The sequence below is a fragment of the Yersinia aleksiciae genome (assembly GCF_001047675.1).
GTDB lineage: Bacteria > Pseudomonadota > Gammaproteobacteria > Enterobacterales > Enterobacteriaceae > Yersinia > Yersinia aleksiciae.
Window position 1 is genome coordinate 867400 of record NZ_CP011975.1, and the last position, 20738, is coordinate 888137.

Sequence of the window (20738 nt, forward strand, 5' to 3'; positions counted from 1 at the left end):
GGTGCCTTTCTCACGTTAGGACACCTTAAGCTTTCGCTTTAGATACCGCAACCATTGCCGGGCGTAACAGACGGCCATTCAGCGTATAGCCTTTTTGCATCACCATCATCACGTTATTGGGCTCGTGATCGGCAGATTCAAGCATCGTCATTGCCTGATGAACTTCAGGATTAAATGGCACATTGGTATCGCTGACAACTTCAATACCGAATTTACCGACGGCATCAAGCAGTGATTTCAGTGTCAATTCAACACCTTCAATCATCGAAGTCAGTTCAGTATTGGCTTTGTCAGCAGTATCCAGTGCGCGCTCCAGATTATCGATCACTGGCAATAATTCAGCAGAGAATCTTTCCAAAGCAAACTTATGCGCTTTCTCAACATCCAATTCAGTACGACGACGGATATTCTCAACTTCAGCCTTAGCGCGTAGCAAGCTCTCGCGCTCACGCTGTATGGCTGCAGCCAACTGCGCTTCAAGCTCGGCAACACGCGGATCTACACCTTCACCCGTCTCTTGTGTCGCTTCCACTTGCTGCTCTGCTGCATTTTCCATTTCTTCCGAGACTTGCTCGTTTGGTGTTTTCTGTTCTTTACTACTCATGGATATCTCCGCGTTTTAGCATTAATCTCGCTACTTGGCTTATTATGGGGATCAAAACCGGGGATTCAAGGGAACCGGTCATAATGTGGGGTAAAAGAGTCCCCCAGTAAGGAAAATCACGGCAATGAATAATAAAAGATTCAATTGTATTGGTATTGTCGGTCACCCACGACACCCGGCTGCACTTGCCACCCATGAAATGCTCTACCACTGGCTAAACGCCAGAGGTTATGACGTTATGGTTGAACAACAGATTGCTAAAGATCTCAATTTAACTGGCGCAGTCACCGGTAGTTTGGCTGAAATCGGCCAAAAAGCTGATTTAGCGGTAGTGGTCGGCGGTGATGGCAACATGCTGGGTGCCGCACGCGTCCTCGCCCGCTATGATATCAAAGTGATTGGCGTCAACCGAGGCAATCTGGGCTTTTTGACCGATTTAGATCCGGATAATGCCCAGCAACAGCTTTCCGATGTGTTGGAAGGCGAATACCTAAACGAACAACGTTTCTTGCTAGAAGCCCAAGTCACTCGTACTGATCAACAAAGCCGCATCAGCACCGCGATAAATGAAGTGGTTTTGCATCCTGGCAAAGTAGCACATATGATTGAATTCGAAGTGTATATCGATGACCGCTTCGCATTTTCTCAGCGTTCTGATGGTTTAATCATCGCCACCCCAACTGGCTCGACAGCTTATTCGCTCTCAGCAGGCGGTCCAATCCTGACGCCCACACTGGATGCCATCGTCTTAGTTCCCATGTTCCCGCACACCCTGACTGCTCGCCCACTGGTAATTAATAGTAGCAGCACCATTCGTTTGAAGTTTTCACAAATTACCAGCGACCTGGAAATAAGTTGTGACAGCCAGATAGCCTTGCCGATTCAGGAGGGAGAAGAAGTACTCATCCGGCGCAGTGATTTCCACCTCAATCTCATTCATCCAAAAGACTACAGTTATTTCAACACGTTAAGTACAAAACTAGGTTGGTCAAAAAAATTATTCTAAAAAACGCCTTAGGGACTTTACTGTATATAAAACCAGTTTATACTGTATTCAAATACAGCCATGTGTTTATGTACAGGAGATTTACCATGCTGGCCCAATTAACCATCAGTAACTTTGCAATTGTGCGTGAGTTAGAAATTGATTTTCAACCCGGAATGACGGCAATTACTGGCGAAACTGGGGCAGGTAAATCCATCGCCATAGATGCATTAGGACTATGTCTTGGCAGCCGTTCAGAGGGCAGTATGGTACGTTTAGGGGCAACACGTGCTGATATCTGCGCGCGCTTCTCATTGGCAGATACCCCATCAGCCCGTCAGTGGTTGGAAAACAACCATCTTGATGACAGCAATGAATGCTTGCTGCGACGAGCGATTGGAACAGATGGCCGCTCAAGAGGCTTTATTAATGGTACAGCAGTGCCTTTGTCTCAATTACGGGAGCTGGGCCAACACCTGATCCAAATTCACGGTCAGCATGCCCACCAGTTGCTGTTAAGACCCGACCATCAAAAACAATTATTAGATGCTTACGCAGACCAATCAGCCCTACTTGCTGAAATGAAAGCGGCCTATCAAATCTGGCACCAAAGTTGTCGCGCTCTGGCACTTCATCAGCAGCAATCACTGGAACGTAGTGCTCGCCATGAACTGCTGCAATATCAGTTGAAAGAGCTGAATTCATTCGCCCCACAGGCGGGTGAATATGAGCAAATTGATAGTGAATATAAGCGTCTGGCAAACAGTGGGCAGCTGTTGTCACTCAGTCAGCAAACCTTGCAGTTACTGTCAGATGACGAACAAAGTAACATCCTCAGCCAGCTCTACTCTGCCAAACATCAGTTAACCGAACTGGCGAGTATGGATGAGCAATTTAATAATCTGCTCAATATGCTGGAAGAAGCCTCAATCCAAATCAGTGAAGCCAGTGATGAGTTACGTCACTATGCTGAACAATTGGATATGGATCCCAATCGCTTATATGAGCTGGAAAAACGGCTATCCCGCCAATTAAATCTGGCACGTAAGCACCACGTTGCGCCGGAAGAACTACCACAGTTCCATCAACAGTTGCTGGATGAGCAAGAACAACTCTCGCAACAAGAAAATGATCATGAGCAACTCAGTAATGAAGTTAATACTCACTATCAGCATGCACTTGCTATCGCCAAACGGTTGCACGAGGAACGCCAGCATTATGCTGATGAATTGGCTGCACTGATTACCGAGAGCATGCATGAGCTGTCGATGCCACATGGCAGACTCACTATTGATGCCCAGTTTGAGCCAGAACACCTCAGTGCCGAAGGGGCAACCCGAATTGAGTTCTGTGTCACAACCAATCCAGGTCAACCACTACAACCACTGGCTAAAGTTGCTTCTGGTGGCGAGCTGTCTCGCATCGCCTTGGCTATTCAGGTCATTACAGCGCGTAAAATGGACACCCCTGCGCTTATCTTTGATGAAGTCGATGTTGGCATCAGTGGACCAACAGCAGCCATAGTGGGTCGCCTGCTGCGTCAGCTTGGCGAGTCGACCCAAGTCATGTGTGTGACTCACCTTCCACAAGTTGCAGGTTGCGGTCACCAACATTTCTTTGTGAGTAAACAAACCGATGGCACTGAAACCGAAACACAGATGCATCGACTCGATAAAAAAGCCCGCTTGCAAGAGTTGGCGCGCCTTCTGGGTGGCAGTGAAGTGACGAAAAACACCTTGGCAAACGCAAAAGAATTGCTCGCAGCGTAGAAAAGATTAACTTTTTTCCTTTCTAGAGGTCATACAGGTGCCCTGTAAAGGTTTCCAACTGATGCAAGGTCTATTATCATCGTCATCCTACGCCCTAAAGGAATGTGATTACTATGCGCTGTAAAATGCTGACTGCCGCCGCTGTAATGCTTGCAATGCTTACTGCGGGTTGTTCAACGCTGGAGAAGGTGGTCTACCGGCCTGATATTAATCAGGGTAACTATTTATCACCTAATGATGCGTCCAAAATTCATAAGGGTATGACCCAGCAACAAGTGGCATATACCTTAGGCACCCCAATGTTGCAGGATCCATTTGGTACTAAAACCTGGTTCTACGTATTCCGTCAGCAACCTGGCCACGAAAAAATCACGCAACAAACACTGACGTTGACCTTCGATAGCAGTGGTGTGCTGACTGATATCAAAAACGATCCAACATTAGCAGGAAATTAATTTATCCGAAGATTGCCGAGTAGATTGAGGGAGCGGATGCTGATTAGGATTTTTAGTGCTGGGCCGATTAATGCTTATGTCGCCACACGATAGCGCACGTTTTTTCTCAAGAGCAGTCTAGGGCAACAACAAAAATAAGGCGCGCCCGTGCCTTATTTTTTTGCGTGCTCAGCGCGCTGGCGGCGTAGTTCTTTCGGATCTGCGATTAGTGGGCGATATATCTCAACCCGATCGCCGTCATTAAGCTTATCGCCAAGTTTTACCGGGCGGCTATAAACACCCACTTTATTTTTTGTCAGATCGATATCTGATCGTAACTCAAGCAGACCCGATGCCTTAATAGCATCCTCGACAGTACTGCCTTCATCAAGGGTAACAGGGCGCAGGTATTGGCGTTCAGGCAAAGCATAAACCACCTCAACGCGAATATCAGACACTATAAACCTCTTTAGCTCGTTGGGTGAACGCCTGCACCATACTTCCAACTAACTCTTTGAAGATCTTGCCAAAAGCCAATTCAATCAGCTTATTAGTAAATTCAAAATCAAGGTGCAGCTCAACTTTACAGGCATCCGCACTCAGTGGGGTAAAATGCCATCCGCCCATTAATGTACGAAACGGCCCATCCACCAGTTGCATATTAATGCTCTGGTTATCAGTCAATGTATTACGTGTGGTAAAGGTTTTGCTTATTCCGGCTTTGGCAACATCAACGGCTGCGATCATTTCATTTTCAGTAGCATCAAGTACTCGGCTTCCGGTACAACCTGGTAAAAATTCTGGGTAAGAACAAACATCATTAACCAGTTGATACATCTGTTCTACGCTGAACGGAACCAACGCAGAGCGGCTAATTTGCGGCATAACATTTCCTGTGAGACATAAAACGCACTGATAATACCATTTATCTACCGCCAGACAAAAAATCTGCTAGGCATTCTGTGCAACAAATGAGACAAAATGCACCGGCATCCTGCGGGAAAGGATTTCATTCGCCTCTACATACAGTATAATGATCAACATTATGACAAAGAAAAAAGCATACAAACCCGGTTCCGCAACCATTGCGCAAAATAAGCGCGCCCGCCACGAATACTTCATCGAGCAAGAGTTCGAAGCGGGTCTGTCTTTGCAAGGTTGGGAAGTAAAATCCCTGCGTGCTGGTAAAGCCAACATCAGTGATAGCTACGTCACTTTTAGAAACGGTGAAGCCTTCCTATTCGGGGCTACTATTACACCGCTTAACGTCGCTTCAACTCATGTTGTCTGTGAACCAATGCGTACACGCAAATTATTGCTGAATAAACGCGAACTGGATTCGCTGATCGGCAAAGTTAACCGCGACGGTTTTACCGTAGTTGCCCTTTCCGTGTATTGGAAAAATGCGTGGGTTAAAGTTAAAATCGGTGTCGCAAAAGGTAAAAAAGATCACGATAAGCGCGATGACATCAAAGATCGTGAGTGGCAGGTTGATAAAGCCAGAATAATGAAACATGCAAATCGTTAAGTCACTGGCTTAACAGGCTATAGTTCTGGTATACTACATAAGTTCTTTGGGGCTGATTCTGGATTCGACGGGATTTGCGAAACCCAAGGTGCATGCCGAGGTGCGGAGGCCTCGTAAAAAACCGCAAAAAAAATAATTGCAAACGACTCGCAATACGAATCTGCTGCTTTAGCAGCTTAATCAGCCTAAGAAACTGAAGATTCCCTCTCTCCCTAGCCTCCGCTCTTAGGACGGGGATCAAGAGAGGTCAAACCTAAAAGAGATCGCGTGGACACCTTGCCTGGGGTGAAAGCGTTAAATCCAATCAGGATAGTTTGTTAGTGGCGTGTCCGTCCGCAGCTAACCGGCGAATGTAATGACTGGACTAAGCATGTAGTACCGACGGCGTAGTAATTTCGGACGGGGGTTCAAATCCCCCCAGCTCCACCACTTTTAGTTTTACCGAAGTATAGTAAAGTCTACTAAGCCCGCATGGAACCAGCCTTGCGGGCTTTTTTACGTCTATAGTAGTCTACCGAGAATTGCTAGAAACCACTACTTATGGCACCCTCCTTGGGACCCAATACAAAGGGTCCAAAACTTGAGGGTCCCAAAATGGCAAAACTCGCAAAAAAACTCACGGATACTGAAATCAAAAGTACTAAACCTGCAGACAAAGAAATCAACTTGTTTGACGGTGATGGCTTAATGCTAAGAATCGCGCCCCTCTCAAGGGGTGGTAAGAAAAATTGGTATTTCAGGTATGCAGTGCCAGTAACTAAAAAGCGAACAAAGGTAAGCCTCGGAACCTACCCCCACCTCACGTTAGCAAGAGCAAGAGCTTTGCGGGATGAATACCTATCTTTACTTGCCAATGGCATCGATCCACAAGTCCATAACAACGATAAAGCTAATGCATTAAAGGATGCTACTGAGCACACGCTACAAGCCGTTGCTCGAAAGTGGTTAGATGAGAAGGTAAAGACATCTGGTATATCCAAAGACCATGCAGAAGACATCTGGCGCAGTCTTGAACGAAATATCTTCCCCGGATTAGGCAATGTTCCTATAAAAGAGATCCGGCCTAAGTTATTGAAGCAGCATCTTGACCCAATTGAACAACGTGGTGTATTGGAAACCCTGCGCCGAATCATTTCCCGCCTGAATGAAATCTTCCGCTGGGCAGCGACAGAAGAACTTATTGAGTTTAATCCTGCTGATAACCTCGGTCAGCGTTTTAGTAAACCTAAAAAGCAAAATATGCCCGCCCTTCCCCCCAGCGAACTACCAAGATTTATGGCTGCTCTGGCGAATGCTTCCATACGGCTGGAAACACGTATGCTGATTGAATGGCAGTTGCTTACTTGGGTTCGCCCCGGAGAGGCTGTTCGTGCGCGTTGGGCTGACATCGATACAGAAAACAAAATCTGGAACATCCCCCCTGAATTTATGAAGATGAAACGTCCTCATAAAGTGCCGCTCAGCAAAGAAGCTCTTCGTATACTAGAAAATATGCAGCCTATCAGTAGCCATCGTGAATGGGTGTTCCCCAGCATAAAAACTCCGCTGACCCATATGCATGAGCAAACAGCCAATGCAGCGTTAATACGTATGGGTTTAGGTGGTGAATTGGTTGCTCACGGTATGCGATCTATCGCAAGGACAGCGGCAGAGGAATGCGGTAAATTTAGGACGGAAGTTCTTGAATCGGCTTTGGCTCATACCAAAAGCACTGAGATTATAGCCGCTTACAATCGTGCAGAGTATCTCGTCGAAAGAGCAGATCTTATGCAATGGTGGGGGGATTATATTCAAGTGCAGAAACATAAGGCTATTGCAGCGTGATAGTGATGCGATCTTACGGCTCCCACGAGATCTGTGTTAAATGACCCAAACAGAAGTTTATGGTCTTGGTTTCCGTTCTAAAGCTTGTAGCGCATTGATTAAGTCTGGTTTGTGGTCAAAGGACAGCGTTGGACATCAGATGAACCATCAAGAGTGCAATGCAATTCGTTCGGCTTATATCCATAAGGCTGAACATAATAATGAACGCATGCTAATAGTTCAATATATTTATTATTTAGATGCTAACCGAGAACAAATTATTAGACCGCTCTATTTTGCTAAATAATCGAGGCAAAAGCACAAGGATGTGCTGGCTGGTTATATTTTACTGATTTTCAATGTCTTTTTAAAAAAAAGAGTTGCAAATTCGTTTCTACTTGTGGGCGTTTTAGTCAAATTATTCAGTAGGATAATGTATAATATTTTTCAAACGCTTCCATTTTTGTAAATAGTTGTATATAAATCATCCTATGTTTGTTCGGATAGTGTGTAAAAGGGCCTACGTGAATTTATTCACGAACATCGATAACACATCAACAATAGTAAATGTGTAAAAAATGATACTAGTAAATATTATAATCAGCTAAGGATTGATAATGATTGACATTAGCTCAGCAAAAATAGAAAAATTAATTGTTCATCGAGTAGGCAATAAAATTAGAGAAGAGGGGTATAAGCTTTCTTCAAATGAAGCAAAAATAAATGATCACTTAAATGATCTATTTTTGAAACATTACTTGCTTCCTTTATCAAAAATCGATTCTTGCTTCCAATTCTATCACGAGTCAGATATTACACTAAATGAAATTCACCAATTTACGTCAAGAATTTTTTTCAATCCTAGCTCTTTTCAAGAACAATCCGTTAACATAGCAAAACATTTATACAGTGCCTCAACTCATCCTAATATAGCAGGTGGGGATTTTATAATAATTTTATTTTCCGAAATAAAACTAAATGATATATCATCATATGGAATAGCCATATTAAAAATAGAGAGTAAAGATGACTATTTAGATATAAAAGACAATGCGGGAATATTTCAACCACACGAGAGAACAGGAATATCTTTAAATAAAATACAAAAGGGTGCGTTAATCATATCCGATACAAAAACAATATATGCCATTGATAATTTAGGGCAAAAAACAAAATATTGGTTAGATTCATTTTTAAAAGTAGTTCCTTTAAAAACACAAAAGTCTTGCACTAAAGCTGGAGGCGAAATATTAAAATCAATATCATCTAAAATTGATGATACTTCAATGTCTTTAAACCTAAATAAGGAAGTTGAGAAAAAAATAAAATCTTCACCGAAAATATCAATAAAGGAAATAAAAGATATAGCCGCGAAATTTTTAAATATAGAAAAGATGGATACAGTATTTTCCAGTGTGAGAGAGAAATTTGGTTTCGACTTGTCCGATGATATTGAAATAGAATCACATGATTTAGAAAAATACACAAAAAAAATAACAAGAAAAACAAAAATAGATGATGGTGTGAGTTTAATAATCACTAATCCAACACATCAAGTTGATAAAATATCAGTTAAAAAATCTGAGTCTGGATTACAAGCTCTTATCGATATCAGTATAAAAGGAGAATAAAATGGGCGAGAACTCCAAAAAATCAGGTGAAATTGGTGAAAAATTAACAACACAAATTTTATCATCTATAGGATGGGATCTATCATTGCATAATGTATCTATTAAATGTAATACACCAAGTCATTTATCTAAATTAGGGAAAAAAAGAACAACTCACGGAGAGGACCAAATATATACCTATCACAATCCATTTCATGATGATACTACTAATATAGTGCATATTTCAGTAAAAAATAACTTAGAAAAATACCCTGCTGAAGGAACATTAAAAATAAAATTCAAAGAATATATTAAAGAACTTCAAGAAATTATTGAGTGTGCCAAACATAGTCCAGAATTAAAGGAATTAAATACAGCCAATAAAGCCAAGAAAAATAAAAATCATTCAGGCCTACTAATTTGGTTACACAATGATGAATCAAATATTGAATGTAATATAAAATCTCTGCTTGCAACAACACGAGTAGATCAGAGTATAAAACACCCTGTATATATAATTGATAATGCTAGAGCATCATTCTTATTAAAAGCAATCGATGATATTAATCGTCGATTTGAAAATGATACAATCAAATTTTTTTATCCCAAAATAGGAACCTCAATTTTAGTAGATGAAGATCGTACTGGAAATTATTTACCTTTAGAACTTATAGCATCGGATATAATTCCTTTTACAGTAAAAGAAGATAAGGGATTAAGCTTAATATTTTATGCAAATCAGAGTTTCAATCAAGATTCATACAAAAAATTAATATCTTATGCACTTCAATTTTCGAGTGGTTTGGTTCCTGAAATAAAAATAGGAATGCCTGATTATAATCCAGCCAAACATGAACAGGATGCAATAATAGCAAGAATGAGCTTCACTAATAGAAATGAAAAAATAACACCATTTTCATTTAATCGGTCTATTCTAAGTTTTTTAGAGAAGGATGCATAAATGAACCCACAGTTTGATTCAAAATCGAATATATTATCAGGGAATGACCTAAGGGTTCTTCTTAACAGTGAACACATCTCTTATGGCGAAGTACACAATACATTAAAAGAAAAAGGTATTTTTATCGGAGATCCAGATAAGTCCGCTACAATTCCTCTTTTGTCATCAACCCTTCTAACCCCTGATGAGTTTTCACGACTGATTGAAGCCAGTGTCAACAGGGAATCTATACCTAAAAACAAATCGCTATCGCTTGAATTAACAAACAATAGCTCTGATTGGATATCTCCGCTTAAAGATGAGTTTGAAAATGATCATATAGATTTTATTAATGGGATGGATAATATAGTATTCATTGATTATCCAGAGGTGGTAGTAGAAGATAATAAAGTAAAAATAAATTACAAAGTAAATAGAAAAGATTATAGTAAAGACTGGCTTGAAAGAGAGTTGAATTTCTCTGGAGAAATAACCATTGAAAAAAATGGAAATTATCTTAAATTAGATTTTTTATCTACTCACTCATCTAAAGAAACAGAAATAATTAATAAAAGAATCACATCGAAAATATCTAAGGCACTAAACAGCCTAAATATTGTCACATCAGATGAACCAGAGGTTATAACTTTTGACTCATTTAATAATGAAGAGCGAGTCAGATTTTTTAAGCGCTTGACTGCAGGTAAACCAAAAAAATTATCCATTGGCACTGTTGATAATATCGAAATTAGCTTCGACAAAAATGGTCCCGTTATACCAAATGATCCTCAAATTTCATGGATGGGACAATCAGTAAAAAGGATCAAAATAGATGGAGAAAGATTGAATGATATATTCCTTATATCTGATGAGAAATATTATAAACATTATCATATTCAAAAAATGGACATTGAATTCCCGTTCTCATTCGGACAAAACTCTGGAATATGCAAAGTGTCATTTTTCTTTAGCTCTCAAAATAAGAGAAGTGATAAAAATGAAAATAGCGAGTTTATTTTTTCATGTAACAAAATAACCATGAAAAATATAGCAAACTCAGAATCAAAAAAAGATATAAATAAAAAAATTGACATTTCAGTAAAAGAGTTAATAGAAATCAAATACAATGAAATACTTGCCGAAAGAGAAAAACCATAATTACATTTTGGAAATAATGAATAGAAAGGGTTGAGAGACCCTTTCTATTTACTAACTACACGCCGTTGCTGACCATGATGCAGAATAAACCATATGACATTTTTCCCAGTTTACGCACGATTCGCAGGAAGGTATCGTGACTCCAGCCCAGCCAGTTTGTAAGGTGCAATAATTGCCATAGTTAGAACCTCCCGGTTGCGTCCAGTAGCGTGCTACAGGGATTTTATTAGCTGAACATACAGGATTACTCCCGTAAATAACTTCTACCTTTCCACCTGAACCCCAAACACCGGATTGACAAGACAGCATATCCCCTGCATTTGATCGCCCAATAAGTCCATTAGGTGAACAGGCTGCGCCAGATACAGCAATCCCATTTATCTGAACATACTCGTCTGATGTGATACGCCCTGTCGACTGGATATAACCGGAATAAACACGCTTACTGTTAATATCTGCAGTCGTATTGATATTGCCGGTGGCGTTAATCACATTATTAACCTGAACAACACCGCCATAGGTTGAAGCACCACTGACCGATAAGGTAGATCTTACTTCTACAGGGCCAGTCAAAGTCGAATTCCCTACAACGGTTAAGGCACCGCCAACATTGGTTGCTCCTGTCGATTTTAATATCTCAGCCATCACAGTGTCTGCAGCGGTAATATCTTTGGCGTTTTTAATATTTTTGCCACCCATATTCAGGTCTCCCGTCATTGCCAATGTGCCATCACGGCGCAGATAAACCGAATACATTGATGAATCATAGCCCACACGATAGGCCAATAAACCTTCTGTAGTGATATTGCTGTAGTCAGATGATTTTTCATTCCATTGACCACCATAACCAGAAGCTACAGTGGGTGATCGGGTCATTCCGCTGTCTATTCCTGCCGATTGCATCGCTTTACCAAGGAGGTCATAGCGAACTTTTCCTCCTTCATTCCATATTGCCGTTGTCATAACAAGGCCATTGATCACATAGTTAGGAGCAATACCTGAACGTTTCAATAAAATCTTATATGAAGATTTATTGGAATTCATCCCGGTATAACTGACAGGCAATAGTCCTTCATTAATTAATGTCTGATAAGTGATTTCACAACCATTGGATGAACAAACTCTTGGCCCCGGATCATTGGATTGACTGGTGCTGCTTGTCAGGGTTGAAAGCTTGTCATAGCGGATACTGATATAGCGATTAACCGCTTCACCGACTTGCTTTATCTGCGCTCCCACCGCATTAGCTATAACAACTTCTTGTTCACTTTTCATATCTTGAAATTTAATAAAAGCCATTGCAGTGCCAACCCCTAAAACCAATACCAACTCTAATAAGGAAAATCCTTTTTTATATTGTTTAATCATTTTCGCGTCCTTTTTTATTTTCACGTAATCATTAATTAACAAAAATAAAAAAGAGGTCAATAGTGATGGGAAACATAATGAGGTAAATAGTGAATTAATTTAACTACCGCGCCCTCTGGGGCTTGGTAAACAGTTCACCGACCTAAAAGTAAATTTTAAGTCGGTTCACCGTTTGGACGTGAAAGAATTATTTATTGATGTAGGTATTAATGTAGGTTTTCCCTTGGTGTCTGAGTTTCTCGATATCACATTCATGAAGATTAGATATGTTAAGTAAAAGTCCATACACTAATTCCTTATCTACATAACCAATATCACATCCCAAGACTTTGGCAACCTCTGCACCAAAAATAATTTTCTGACGTGTGTTTTCTTTTTTAGTCTGCTGTTTTTTCTTGGCTTCCAAGAAAAATAATTTTTCCTGAGCGGCTGCTATTTGTTGTTTTATCGTTTTTGTTGTCATATTTAATTCTCCCAATGATTTTTATTTTTAGTATAGGGAATAGGAGCATAATCTTTACCACTGTTAATTTTGTGTTTGATTGATCTTATTTTCAATTTAAACTGCTGTTTAACCTGACGCTGTTTTTCTTGTTCCCTTATATGGATAACTATCTTTTCTGCTTCTAAATAGGCTTGTTCTGTATCGGTATAGATACCTTCATCAAGAAGTTTTTTCGCTTCCCAAGCGATAGCTTCATCATTATTTTTATACATTAAACCTCCTTATTTAATTTCCTCCATATGTAATAACATAACTATAAAATAAATCAATAGAGTGATGGATTTTCACTTTCATTAACAACCAAAACCTCCAAAATAATAACTATAATTAAATTTAAAAATATCACTTAATAATAAAATCAAAAAAAACACAATAACATTTATACGAATTATTTTCATTCCACATTTTCAAATTATTTTAAATTTATCACACTGAAATATTTAAATCAAATGGATCATATAAATTAATAAAGTTTTTAGAACATATGCCGATATTATTTATCTAATTAATTTTCTATAAAAATATTCATGCGAAACTCAAATCTGGAAACTACAATTTATGATGTATATTGGGAAGGCCCATACTCGTTAGATACGATAACTCAGGATAGAGGCAGATATATTGTAAAGGAATGGCATTGCCTCTATCAAATTTATGGTGATCATCCCACTTATGGCCGTGGTGTTTTGTTATATATTGGAAAAACGGAAAGAGACATAGTGAGAAGACTGTCAGAACACTACAGTCGTTTTTCTAATCAGTGCGATGAGGTCAAGGTTTTCCTTGCTTCATTTGGAGAATTTACTAGTTGGAAGGAAATGCGTGATGGAAACTATGATCCTGTCAGTAAGGATAATACCGAACTAAAAGCGATTGAATCTCTGTTAATCTATGCACATCAGCCAGCATACAATATAATGTTGTTATCCAGCAATCAGTTCGAAAATTTAAACTTCCGAATATTTAATACTGGAAGAAGGAAATCACTTATGCCCGAGATAAGCACTCATTTTTATCGTGATGACAGATAATAACAGGCATCTTTTTAACTGTTTTAACTAATGAGATGAAATATGGAAAACGACAAAATTTATCATTTCACAACATATGAAAACTTCGTAAAAATAATAAAATCAAGAAAGATTTTTATGTTTAATGCATTTAGTATGCAGGATAAACAGGAGGTGATCGCAGGTCTTGAGATATCTATATCTGTTATTGACGAGATCATTAACTCAATAAAAAATAATGACATATTGATCGATTCATTTAACTGTGCTAGACATACTATCAATAAACATTTAGATAAGATGAAAGCAGAAGATACATCTCTGCAGGACATTTTCTATTTTTATATATTATCTCTCTGCAACAACATTCATAACAACTACCTATGGGAGAACTATGCATCTGGAAATACTGGTGTCGCGATAGAGTTTAGCCGCAGTGAAATAGAAGGAAATATCTCACCGTATGAGGATACCAAAGGTGCTGTTAATTTTGGAAACCGAGAACAATTTATACGACATCTTCCGGGGTTCATTAACAATGAACCATTACGCCAAATTCATTATAAATCCGAAGATTATAGAGACAGATTAAGGTCAGAACTTCAACGGTTCAGGGATGAAAATTTTAAAGATAAAAATTGTTCTGTTTGGATGCAACTTATAACATTTAATCTTTCATCAAGTTATAAACTTACGTCTGAGGCGGATTACTCAAAAGAAGAAGAGACACGATTCTTGTTTAGCTTGTCTCATACAGGTGCACCTTACGACTTAGTATCTTATTTCAATAAATATCTCTATAACATAGATAATTTAGCTGTAAATGGTAGGAGATATATTCCTCTCCATCTAAACCCATTGATAAACGAAACTGCACCACTTACCTTTACGAAGCAAGATGAAGTTATCATGTCTGGACACTATCCTTTTGCATATATTATGCGGATTATATTAGGCAAAGAGAATACAATATTGCCAGAAGATATTAATGTATTTTTGAATCAAAATGGCTTCAATAACATTGAAGTCACAAAAATGGCTTAGTTGCAAGCACACAAGATATTAATATGAGGTGAAGTAATATGCTTTTAGTAAACATAAACAACACTTACCTCCCTCTAGTAGTTAGCTTATTGAGCAACATTTCTATATGCATGATTACTTTTTTACTCAAAGAACACTATATTATAAATAATAAAATTGATATTTTAAATGATGATTTTATACTAATGACTATTAAGGGCTAAAAATGAGTTACGAAAGACTAAATATCTCTATTGATGAATACAATGAATTAAAGACAAAACTACGTACTAAATTTATACAAATTGCTGGTATTTTTACAAGGGAAAATTACAGACAAGAGGATGATTTTTTCGCTGCATTTTGTGCCGCATTATCGTTAACAACAATATCATTTGGTGATGGATACTATTTACGTTTTGAGACATCAAAAACAGCGCATAAGGGAAAAAATTCTCCTGAGCACAGATTTGGATGCGATTTTGGAATTAAGATAGAATGGGTTTCTACATCCGGTGATAACCTTCAAAAAGGTATCATCGGTCAAGCAAAAAATAACAGATTAAAAAACGCTGATAGTAAAGATCTCTCAGTACAATGTGCTAAAATGGCGATAGTTACTGGAAATTATATCGTAATTTTAAGAGATGACAGCCATCATATTCCTGTAGTACACATAGGTGATCGTGAAAATAAATATTTCCATGAAAACAGTATAATTTTCGATGATTATCTTATAGATCATGTTATGGCTTGTTTACATGGAGAAATTAATACAGGTGACATCAATACGATGTTGAAAAGTGGTCTTGATGAGTTCAATAGGTTTATTATCGAGATAGAAACAAACTTACCTAAGCCAAAAATAACGCTAAAACCTAAGCGTCAGAATAAACCTAAAAATAGGCCTTAAAGCATAGAATATGCATGGCAACATCAACCGTTGCCATGTTCAATTATCGTGCATTTGACTCGAATAGCCCCCACGAAATCCTATCATTCTTAGTCAGAAGGTTTTCCTTTTCTAAATAAGCCTTCAATATATCGAATCCATCCTCACCATCAGAACGGAAATAAAAATCCCACCTCGGATATTTAACTCTTAACTTGAAATATTCAGGCTTGACTAAATTTCCATCGAAAAACAAACGAATGATATCAAATGTGTCACGGTCTTTAAGATCAAGAACGTCTCCATTTTCATCATATAATGCATTGATATCTTTAAGCTCTTTAAGTTTGAATAGCTCTCTCAAATAAACGAAAGGTACATTATGAGATAAGCGAACAAGATCACCCTCTGTAAACATAATACCCTCTTTGAGCATTTTTATGACTATCGGATTAGACATTAGGTTGTAAGTCAAAAAATGCAAATTGCTTGAAAAGCCGCTCACCGAAAATGCCACATTTTTTCTATAATCAAAGAAGTTTATTCCATACCAGACAGGGGCTAGAAAGCTATTCCCACACACATAATCAAACGTTGTCTTTGAGAACCTTCTTTCAAATTTATCGATAACATCATTCCTGCTGAGTTTCATGTATTTCCTTTGAGGTGATATTTTTATGCTTGGAGAAATATTTTTCATTTCCTTAATAAAATCATCTTGTCTCAAGACAAGGTTAAAGTCATTATTGGTATAGTGCCTAAAACTTACAACTGTGCCATCTTTAAGGCGTGCTGCTGTTGTTATCAACCCTCCCATTCTGAACCCTCTCTTGTTAATTAATAATTGTTATATATTACTTACTCAACTTATTATTCATTGTCAAAAAAAACACAAAAAAATGGTAAGGTAAAATAAAAACCAACAACACAACATGATAGTAATCACTAACTATTTTATCTAATACTCTCTGCGTTACTTATTTTTGTCTATTAGTGTTTTTCATTTCACATGTTGAATTTTAATCCGAATTTCCATAGTTAACCTGTGAACTGTGCAACAAGGAAAATCACCTATAAACTCGCCTATTTTTTGTTTTAGAGTTTTCCCGCATTACGGCGGGATAAATTAACACCTCCCTTGTCCTTCGGACGCTATCTAAACCCCATCTATGTAATATCGCGGAATACTTCGCCCTTTAATCTATATTGCGCCGCTTAATTCGGCGTTTTGTTTTCTATTTATTTACAGCCTTTCATATTAGTTGTATTAATTAATAAGGAGAGCTTTTACATTGTTATCAAAACAATGCCCACTTATACACTCACTTCGTGAGCGTGTGGGGTCTACCGACGGTTGCCTGCCGCAGGCTAAAAGAAAAACCAAGGTCAACACAAAAGTTTTTCTTACGAAAAACTAACAGCAGCATGGTTATATTTGAGGTGTGTATTTTATGGCTATTTTTCATCTGGAGTTTAAAATTGTGAAACGCTCAGAAGGTATGTCTTCCTGCAGGAAGGCTGCTTACCATGCGCGTTGCAGAATAACAGATGATCGCACTGGCAATACCTATGATTTCAGCCATCGTTCTGATTTATTTCATCATCAGATATTAGCCCCTGACTCTGTTCCTTCTCATATTATTGAAAGCTCAACAGCCTTATGGAATGAAGTTGAAAGGGTTGAGCGTCAGAAGGACGGTCAAACAGCCCGTTATTTTGATGTTGCTATTCCCTGTGAGCTAAACAATGAAGATAAAATAAAACTGGTGTTGAAATACTGCCAAAATAATTTTGTCGATAAGGGAATGATTGCCGATATCGCTTTCCACGATCTGGACAGTAATAATCCCCATGCACATGTGATGTTGACGTTAAAGCCAATTACGGCTAAAGGCTTTGGCAAAAAGGATAGAAGCTGGAATGAGAAGAAAAACGTGATCCTATGGCGTGAAGCGTGGTCTACCCTCACCAATGGTTATCTTGAAGCCGCTGGTACTGAAGAACGTATTGATCAACGTTCTATTGATGCTCAACACAATGAAGCCTTGGAAAATGCCGCTATTACATTGAATGTTGAAGACAAGGCGTTATGGCTTGCCAAAGCAACGTTAACCAGTCGTCCCCCGATGCAGCGTATTCACCGTGCTAAGTGGAACAGCAAGAGTGTTCAGGAAAACCGTGCTGCTGAACAGGCTGTTCGTGATGAGATGAAACAGGAAGCTCAGGTTACCTACCGAACCTTTAAAGATCTGGACCAACAGATCATTGTTGACCTCAGAAGCTTCACCGTGTCCGAGTTGCCTGAGCCTGTTGAAATCGTATTGCCTGAAACGGGTTCGCAGTCATCATCAGAAGACCAACAGCCAGTTCTGGTTGCCCCAGTACCTCATGCCCGCACTAAATTGAGAAACCCATCCTCAGCAAAAACCAGAGCTGGTAAACGCGTTCCTGTTAAGTCCAAGAAGAAAAAAAATGAACCTCGTCAGGATGGTATCTTCAAGCGTTTTACTCTCTTGGTGGTGGATTTCTTCAAAGAGAAATTTATCTGGGCCAAGAAGAAGCCTGTTGCTCCTGATGTTGAGCACGATAAGCGCATTGCTGAAAACTATGTCTTTGATGAGGTGCTGGGTATCTATGTTCCCCGTGCTGAGTTTGAGAAACGAGCAAGGTTTAACAGTGATGACTATCTACCGACGAAGGAGGAAATCAATCGTTTTCCAAGTCGCTACAAGCAGGAAAAACAAGATATTGATAACCGCATGAAACTCACACCATCCATGCAATCAAAGCAAACCGGAAAGAGCAATGTTTCAAGACTACGACCTCCGGGTTATAGGAATATATAACGATCGTAGACAATACAATATTCTTTTTAATTCATTGGCAATAATGTATCATTAATAATGAATTATACCTTACAACTAAGGATCATATTTTGTTAACCATTAACGAAATAAAAAAAGAAGCAATTAGGTTTCGGGAGTTGATCGAAAAATGTGATAAAGATAACACCTGTCTTGTTATCGATTCTTTTCCAGTTATGAGTTGCAAATTATCCTCAATGCTTCTTTCCTATCATTTTCTGACATTATGGCCTGAACTTGAGTTAAGAGGAGTAAGTGCTACGACTGGGAAAAATAGCCAAATAAGCCACTATTGGCTAGAGATTAATAACATTGTAATTGATATAACAGGGGATCAATATAACCTTATTGATGACATAGAGCTAAACAAAAAGATTATACAAAGCAGACCATTCCCTGCCGTACATGTATCACATATCAAAGAAAGCTATCTCTATAAATTATTTAAAATTAGAGAAAAAGAGTGTTTAGTGTGCGGATTTCCTTCAATTAGAGAGTGCTTTATAGAAGAAATGGAACGTGGGTATGGTCAATTATTGAATAAAAAATAAAGTTAATGGGTTCAAAAATGTCACTTTACCTTGGTGTATATATTGTTCATAGTAATTTACAGATAGGAGTATACAATGACAATGGAAATACTTACAGCAATCCTTGTAGGAATTACAGGGATTTATGCATATTTAACATACAAAATGTCTAAAATGAACGAACGCTCAGTTCAGATAATGAATGAACAAACAGAGGCAATATTTCGCCCTTATTTAATCATTCAACCAGTTGTAAGACCTCATACTCAATTTCTATATTTAAAAATTTTTAATAGTGGTAAAACCCCAGCCTTAAATGTAAAGATGGAATTAGACAGGGATTTTCATCAGTTCGATGAACCTAGTGAAAACTTAAAAAACTCAAGTGTATTTACATCAACATTTGATAGTTTCGCACCTAATCAAGAGTTATTCTTTGCTCTTGGTCAAGGCTGGATAATTTTTGGTGAATCACATAATAAATTACCGCAGCAATTTATGATAACTGCAACTTATAGCTATATGGACAAAGAGGTGGTTGAAAGAAACCATATAGATCTAAGACCTTTTTCACGAAGCGAAGGTGAGAGAAACCCCATTGTTGAAGAACTTGAAAAAATAAGAAAAGCCCAAGAAATATTAGTGAAAAAATCCAACAAATAGATAGATTGAAATACTAAACTGCAGTAGTTATTTAAAACTAAATTTTGTATTATCTTAAAAAACCATTTTTCATATTAAAATGATGCTATGAAGATGAGGAACGAATAGTCGCTCCTCATTTCTTATTATCAATTCCTCTTAAACTTCACGCCCTGATATATGATGCCGTCTTTAACTTTCTCGATTTTAAAAGTCCAAGCACCGAGATCTTTATTTTGTGTTTTGGCAACATAGACAGGCTGCTGACTTTCATCCCAGCTTTTCACGGTGAATACTCCGTCTTTGAACTTGATCACGTCTTTCTGAATATCAAGCCTCACGCCATATTGAGGACTTTCATAACTGCCATAGATACCATTATCACCGCAACCGGATAACAGAGCCGCAAGACCAACAACTAATAAAAAATTACGCATAGATTTAACCCTTAATTAATGACTGATAGTGCCGTTGCTCAATACAACCAGACGAACCGGCATATCAGCATTGTTTACCGTAGTGAAACCACGAACTTCGAAATTGTTGATAGTCCCGGTAATGCTGACCTTCTGGCCTTTCCTGTAAGTAAGAACAGCATCATCAAGGCCAGAGTAGTAATTGATCCACACCATACCGCCGCAATAGCTGGTATCTGATGTTTTGAAGAGCAGGTAATAGTTGGCATGAGCGGCTTTTGGCATACCATTGAGCATATCGCTGGCACTCCTGCCTTTAGTAACTTCAAGAACAGTGGCATTAGCAATTGAGATCCGTTTACCCGTCCAGTTCTTTTCTGCTGCCATGCCATTTTCTTCATAGTCCTTACAGACAGGACCAAGGCCAGCAACTGAGGATGCCGGGCCGGTATCTTGTTTTGCTGTGGAAAGACCTAATGCGTTATCTACTGTTCCGTTCAATGAGGATAACGAGGTATTAATCGCCCCATTGACCTTATTCACGCCTTCATTAAGTTGCTGGCACCCTGATAAAGCTATAACCGTCAGTGCCAGCGATAGCGCAATGCTTTTACTCATACACACCCTCGAAAGAAGTCAGTTTGAGAGGATAAAGGC

Annotated in this window: 24 protein-coding genes and 1 other RNA gene; 16 read left to right on the forward strand and 9 right to left on the reverse strand. The window is 38.7% G+C overall.

Translation table 11 applies throughout. The annotated features are described in order from the left end of the window. Positions 1 to 25: 25 nt before the first annotated feature. Complete coding sequence (grpE, locus tag ACZ76_RS04055; protein WP_005274213.1) at positions 26 to 604, reverse strand: nucleotide exchange factor GrpE; 579 nt, start codon at positions 602 to 604, stop codon at positions 26 to 28. A gap of 124 nt (positions 605 to 728) precedes the next feature. Here grpE and nadK point away from each other — a divergent pair, with 124 nt between their 5' ends. The 3 genes from nadK (at position 729) to bamE (ending at position 3813) form a co-directional block, all read left to right on the forward strand. Then, positions 729 to 1610, forward strand: coding sequence for an NAD(+) kinase (gene nadK / locus ACZ76_RS04060; protein WP_048617050.1), 882 nt, complete (start codon positions 729 to 731; stop codon positions 1608 to 1610). Positions 1611 to 1696: 86 nt separating this feature from the next. Then, a complete protein-coding gene (recN, locus tag ACZ76_RS04065) occupies positions 1697 to 3358 on the forward strand; it encodes a DNA repair protein RecN (RefSeq protein WP_048617052.1) in 1662 nt (553 codons plus the stop codon). A 113-nt stretch (positions 3359 to 3471) separates the two neighbouring features. Further along, entirely contained in the window at positions 3472 to 3813 is a 342-nt protein-coding gene (gene bamE, locus ACZ76_RS04070) for an outer membrane protein assembly factor BamE (protein WP_005274202.1), read from the forward strand. Between the two features lie 152 nt (positions 3814 to 3965). On the opposite strand, the gene ACZ76_RS04075 is transcribed toward bamE, so the two are convergent. Both ACZ76_RS04075 and ACZ76_RS04080 read right to left on the reverse strand, forming a co-directional pair. After that, the gene (locus tag ACZ76_RS04075; protein WP_048617054.1) at positions 3966 to 4250 is read right to left on the reverse strand and encodes an RnfH family protein; all 285 of its coding nucleotides are present in this window, start codon (positions 4248 to 4250) and stop codon (positions 3966 to 3968) included. After that, a complete protein-coding gene (locus ACZ76_RS04080) occupies positions 4243 to 4677 on the reverse strand; it encodes a type II toxin-antitoxin system RatA family toxin (RefSeq protein WP_048617057.1) in 435 nt (144 codons plus the stop codon). Before ACZ76_RS04080 ends, ACZ76_RS04075 begins: the two co-directional genes overlap by 8 nt. Positions 4678 to 4837: 160 nt before the next feature. Between ACZ76_RS04080 and smpB the strand changes: the two genes are divergently transcribed. From smpB to gapS4b, 7 genes are all read left to right on the forward strand, one after another. Continuing rightward, positions 4838 to 5320 carry an SsrA-binding protein SmpB gene (gene smpB / locus ACZ76_RS04085; RefSeq protein WP_032813945.1) on the forward strand — a complete coding sequence of 161 codons (483 nt, stop codon included), beginning with the start codon at positions 4838 to 4840 and terminating at the stop codon, positions 5318 to 5320. Positions 5321 to 5368: 48 nt separating this feature from the next. Then, positions 5369 to 5749, forward strand: a transfer-messenger RNA (tmRNA) gene (ssrA, locus tag ACZ76_RS18125). Between the two features lie 165 nt (positions 5750 to 5914). Next, positions 5915 to 7144, forward strand: coding sequence for an integrase domain-containing protein (locus ACZ76_RS04090; RefSeq protein WP_053082187.1), 1230 nt, complete (start codon positions 5915 to 5917; stop codon positions 7142 to 7144). A 40-nt stretch (positions 7145 to 7184) separates the two neighbouring features. Further along, complete coding sequence (locus tag ACZ76_RS18965; RefSeq protein WP_144413888.1) at positions 7185 to 7430, forward strand: hypothetical protein; 246 nt, start codon at positions 7185 to 7187, stop codon at positions 7428 to 7430. Between the two features lie 310 nt (positions 7431 to 7740). Then, entirely contained in the window at positions 7741 to 8754 is a 1014-nt protein-coding gene (locus tag ACZ76_RS04095) for a nucleoid-associated protein (RefSeq protein WP_048617061.1), read from the forward strand. A 1-nt stretch (position 8755) separates the two neighbouring features. Beyond that, a complete protein-coding gene (gene gapS4a, locus ACZ76_RS04100) occupies positions 8756 to 9694 on the forward strand; it encodes a GapS4a family protein (protein ID WP_048617063.1) in 939 nt (312 codons plus the stop codon). After that, positions 9695 to 10831: a GapS4b family protein gene (gapS4b, locus tag ACZ76_RS04105; RefSeq protein ID WP_048617065.1), complete on the forward strand. Its 1137-nt coding sequence runs from the start codon at positions 9695 to 9697 to the stop codon at positions 10829 to 10831. It begins immediately after the preceding gene. 51 nt (positions 10832 to 10882) lie between these two features. Here gapS4b and pilV read toward each other — a convergent pair whose 3' ends face one another. The 3 genes from pilV to ACZ76_RS04120 form a co-directional block, all read right to left on the reverse strand. Then, a complete protein-coding gene (gene pilV / locus ACZ76_RS04110; RefSeq protein WP_048617067.1) occupies positions 10883 to 12199 on the reverse strand; it encodes a shufflon system plasmid conjugative transfer pilus tip adhesin PilV in 1317 nt (438 codons plus the stop codon). A 187-nt stretch (positions 12200 to 12386) separates the two neighbouring features. Further along, positions 12387 to 12662, reverse strand: a complete 276-nt coding sequence (locus ACZ76_RS04115; protein ID WP_048617069.1) for a conjugal transfer protein TraD — start codon at positions 12660 to 12662, stop codon at positions 12387 to 12389. A 2-nt stretch (positions 12663 to 12664) separates the two neighbouring features. Further along, positions 12665 to 12916, reverse strand: a complete 252-nt coding sequence (locus tag ACZ76_RS04120; RefSeq protein ID WP_048617071.1) for a hypothetical protein — start codon at positions 12914 to 12916, stop codon at positions 12665 to 12667. 315 nt (positions 12917 to 13231) lie between these two features. Here ACZ76_RS04120 and ACZ76_RS18970 point away from each other — a divergent pair, with 315 nt between their 5' ends. The 3 genes from ACZ76_RS18970 to ACZ76_RS04135 all read left to right on the forward strand — a co-directional run bounded on the left by ACZ76_RS18970 (position 13232) and on the right by ACZ76_RS04135 (position 15650). Next, positions 13232 to 13735 carry a GIY-YIG nuclease family protein gene (locus tag ACZ76_RS18970; RefSeq protein WP_144413889.1) on the forward strand — a complete coding sequence of 168 codons (504 nt, stop codon included), beginning with the start codon at positions 13232 to 13234 and terminating at the stop codon, positions 13733 to 13735. A 42-nt stretch (positions 13736 to 13777) separates the two neighbouring features. Further along, a complete protein-coding gene (locus tag ACZ76_RS04130; RefSeq protein WP_048617075.1) occupies positions 13778 to 14758 on the forward strand; it encodes a DUF2971 domain-containing protein in 981 nt (326 codons plus the stop codon). 205 nt (positions 14759 to 14963) lie between these two features. Next, positions 14964 to 15650, forward strand: a complete 687-nt coding sequence (locus tag ACZ76_RS04135; RefSeq protein ID WP_048617076.1) for a hypothetical protein — start codon at positions 14964 to 14966, stop codon at positions 15648 to 15650. Between the two features lie 43 nt (positions 15651 to 15693). Here ACZ76_RS04135 and ACZ76_RS04140 read toward each other — a convergent pair whose 3' ends face one another. Next, positions 15694 to 16446 carry a hypothetical protein gene (locus ACZ76_RS04140; protein WP_048617078.1) on the reverse strand — a complete coding sequence of 251 codons (753 nt, stop codon included), beginning with the start codon at positions 16444 to 16446 and terminating at the stop codon, positions 15694 to 15696. Between the two features lie 634 nt (positions 16447 to 17080). Between ACZ76_RS04140 and mobQ the strand changes: the two genes are divergently transcribed. The 3 genes from mobQ (at position 17081) to ACZ76_RS04155 (ending at position 19686) form a co-directional block, all read left to right on the forward strand. Continuing rightward, positions 17081 to 18475, forward strand: coding sequence for a MobQ family relaxase (gene mobQ / locus ACZ76_RS04145; protein ID WP_048617080.1), 1395 nt, complete (start codon positions 17081 to 17083; stop codon positions 18473 to 18475). A gap of 89 nt (positions 18476 to 18564) precedes the next feature. Continuing rightward, positions 18565 to 19044 carry a hypothetical protein gene (locus tag ACZ76_RS04150; RefSeq protein WP_048617082.1) on the forward strand — a complete coding sequence of 160 codons (480 nt, stop codon included), beginning with the start codon at positions 18565 to 18567 and terminating at the stop codon, positions 19042 to 19044. 75 nt (positions 19045 to 19119) lie between these two features. After that, on the forward strand, positions 19120 to 19686 hold the full coding sequence (locus ACZ76_RS04155) for a hypothetical protein (protein ID WP_048617084.1): 567 nt from the start codon (positions 19120 to 19122) through the stop codon (positions 19684 to 19686). Positions 19687 to 19814: 128 nt separating this feature from the next. On the opposite strand, the gene ACZ76_RS04160 is transcribed toward ACZ76_RS04155, so the two are convergent. Both ACZ76_RS04160 and ACZ76_RS04165 read right to left on the reverse strand, forming a co-directional pair. Then, positions 19815 to 20102 carry a hypothetical protein gene (locus tag ACZ76_RS04160; protein ID WP_048617086.1) on the reverse strand — a complete coding sequence of 96 codons (288 nt, stop codon included), beginning with the start codon at positions 20100 to 20102 and terminating at the stop codon, positions 19815 to 19817. Positions 20103 to 20117: 15 nt separating this feature from the next. Continuing rightward, positions 20118 to 20699, reverse strand: coding sequence for a hypothetical protein (locus ACZ76_RS04165; protein ID WP_048617088.1), 582 nt, complete (start codon positions 20697 to 20699; stop codon positions 20118 to 20120). Positions 20700 to 20738: the final 39 nt, after the last annotated feature.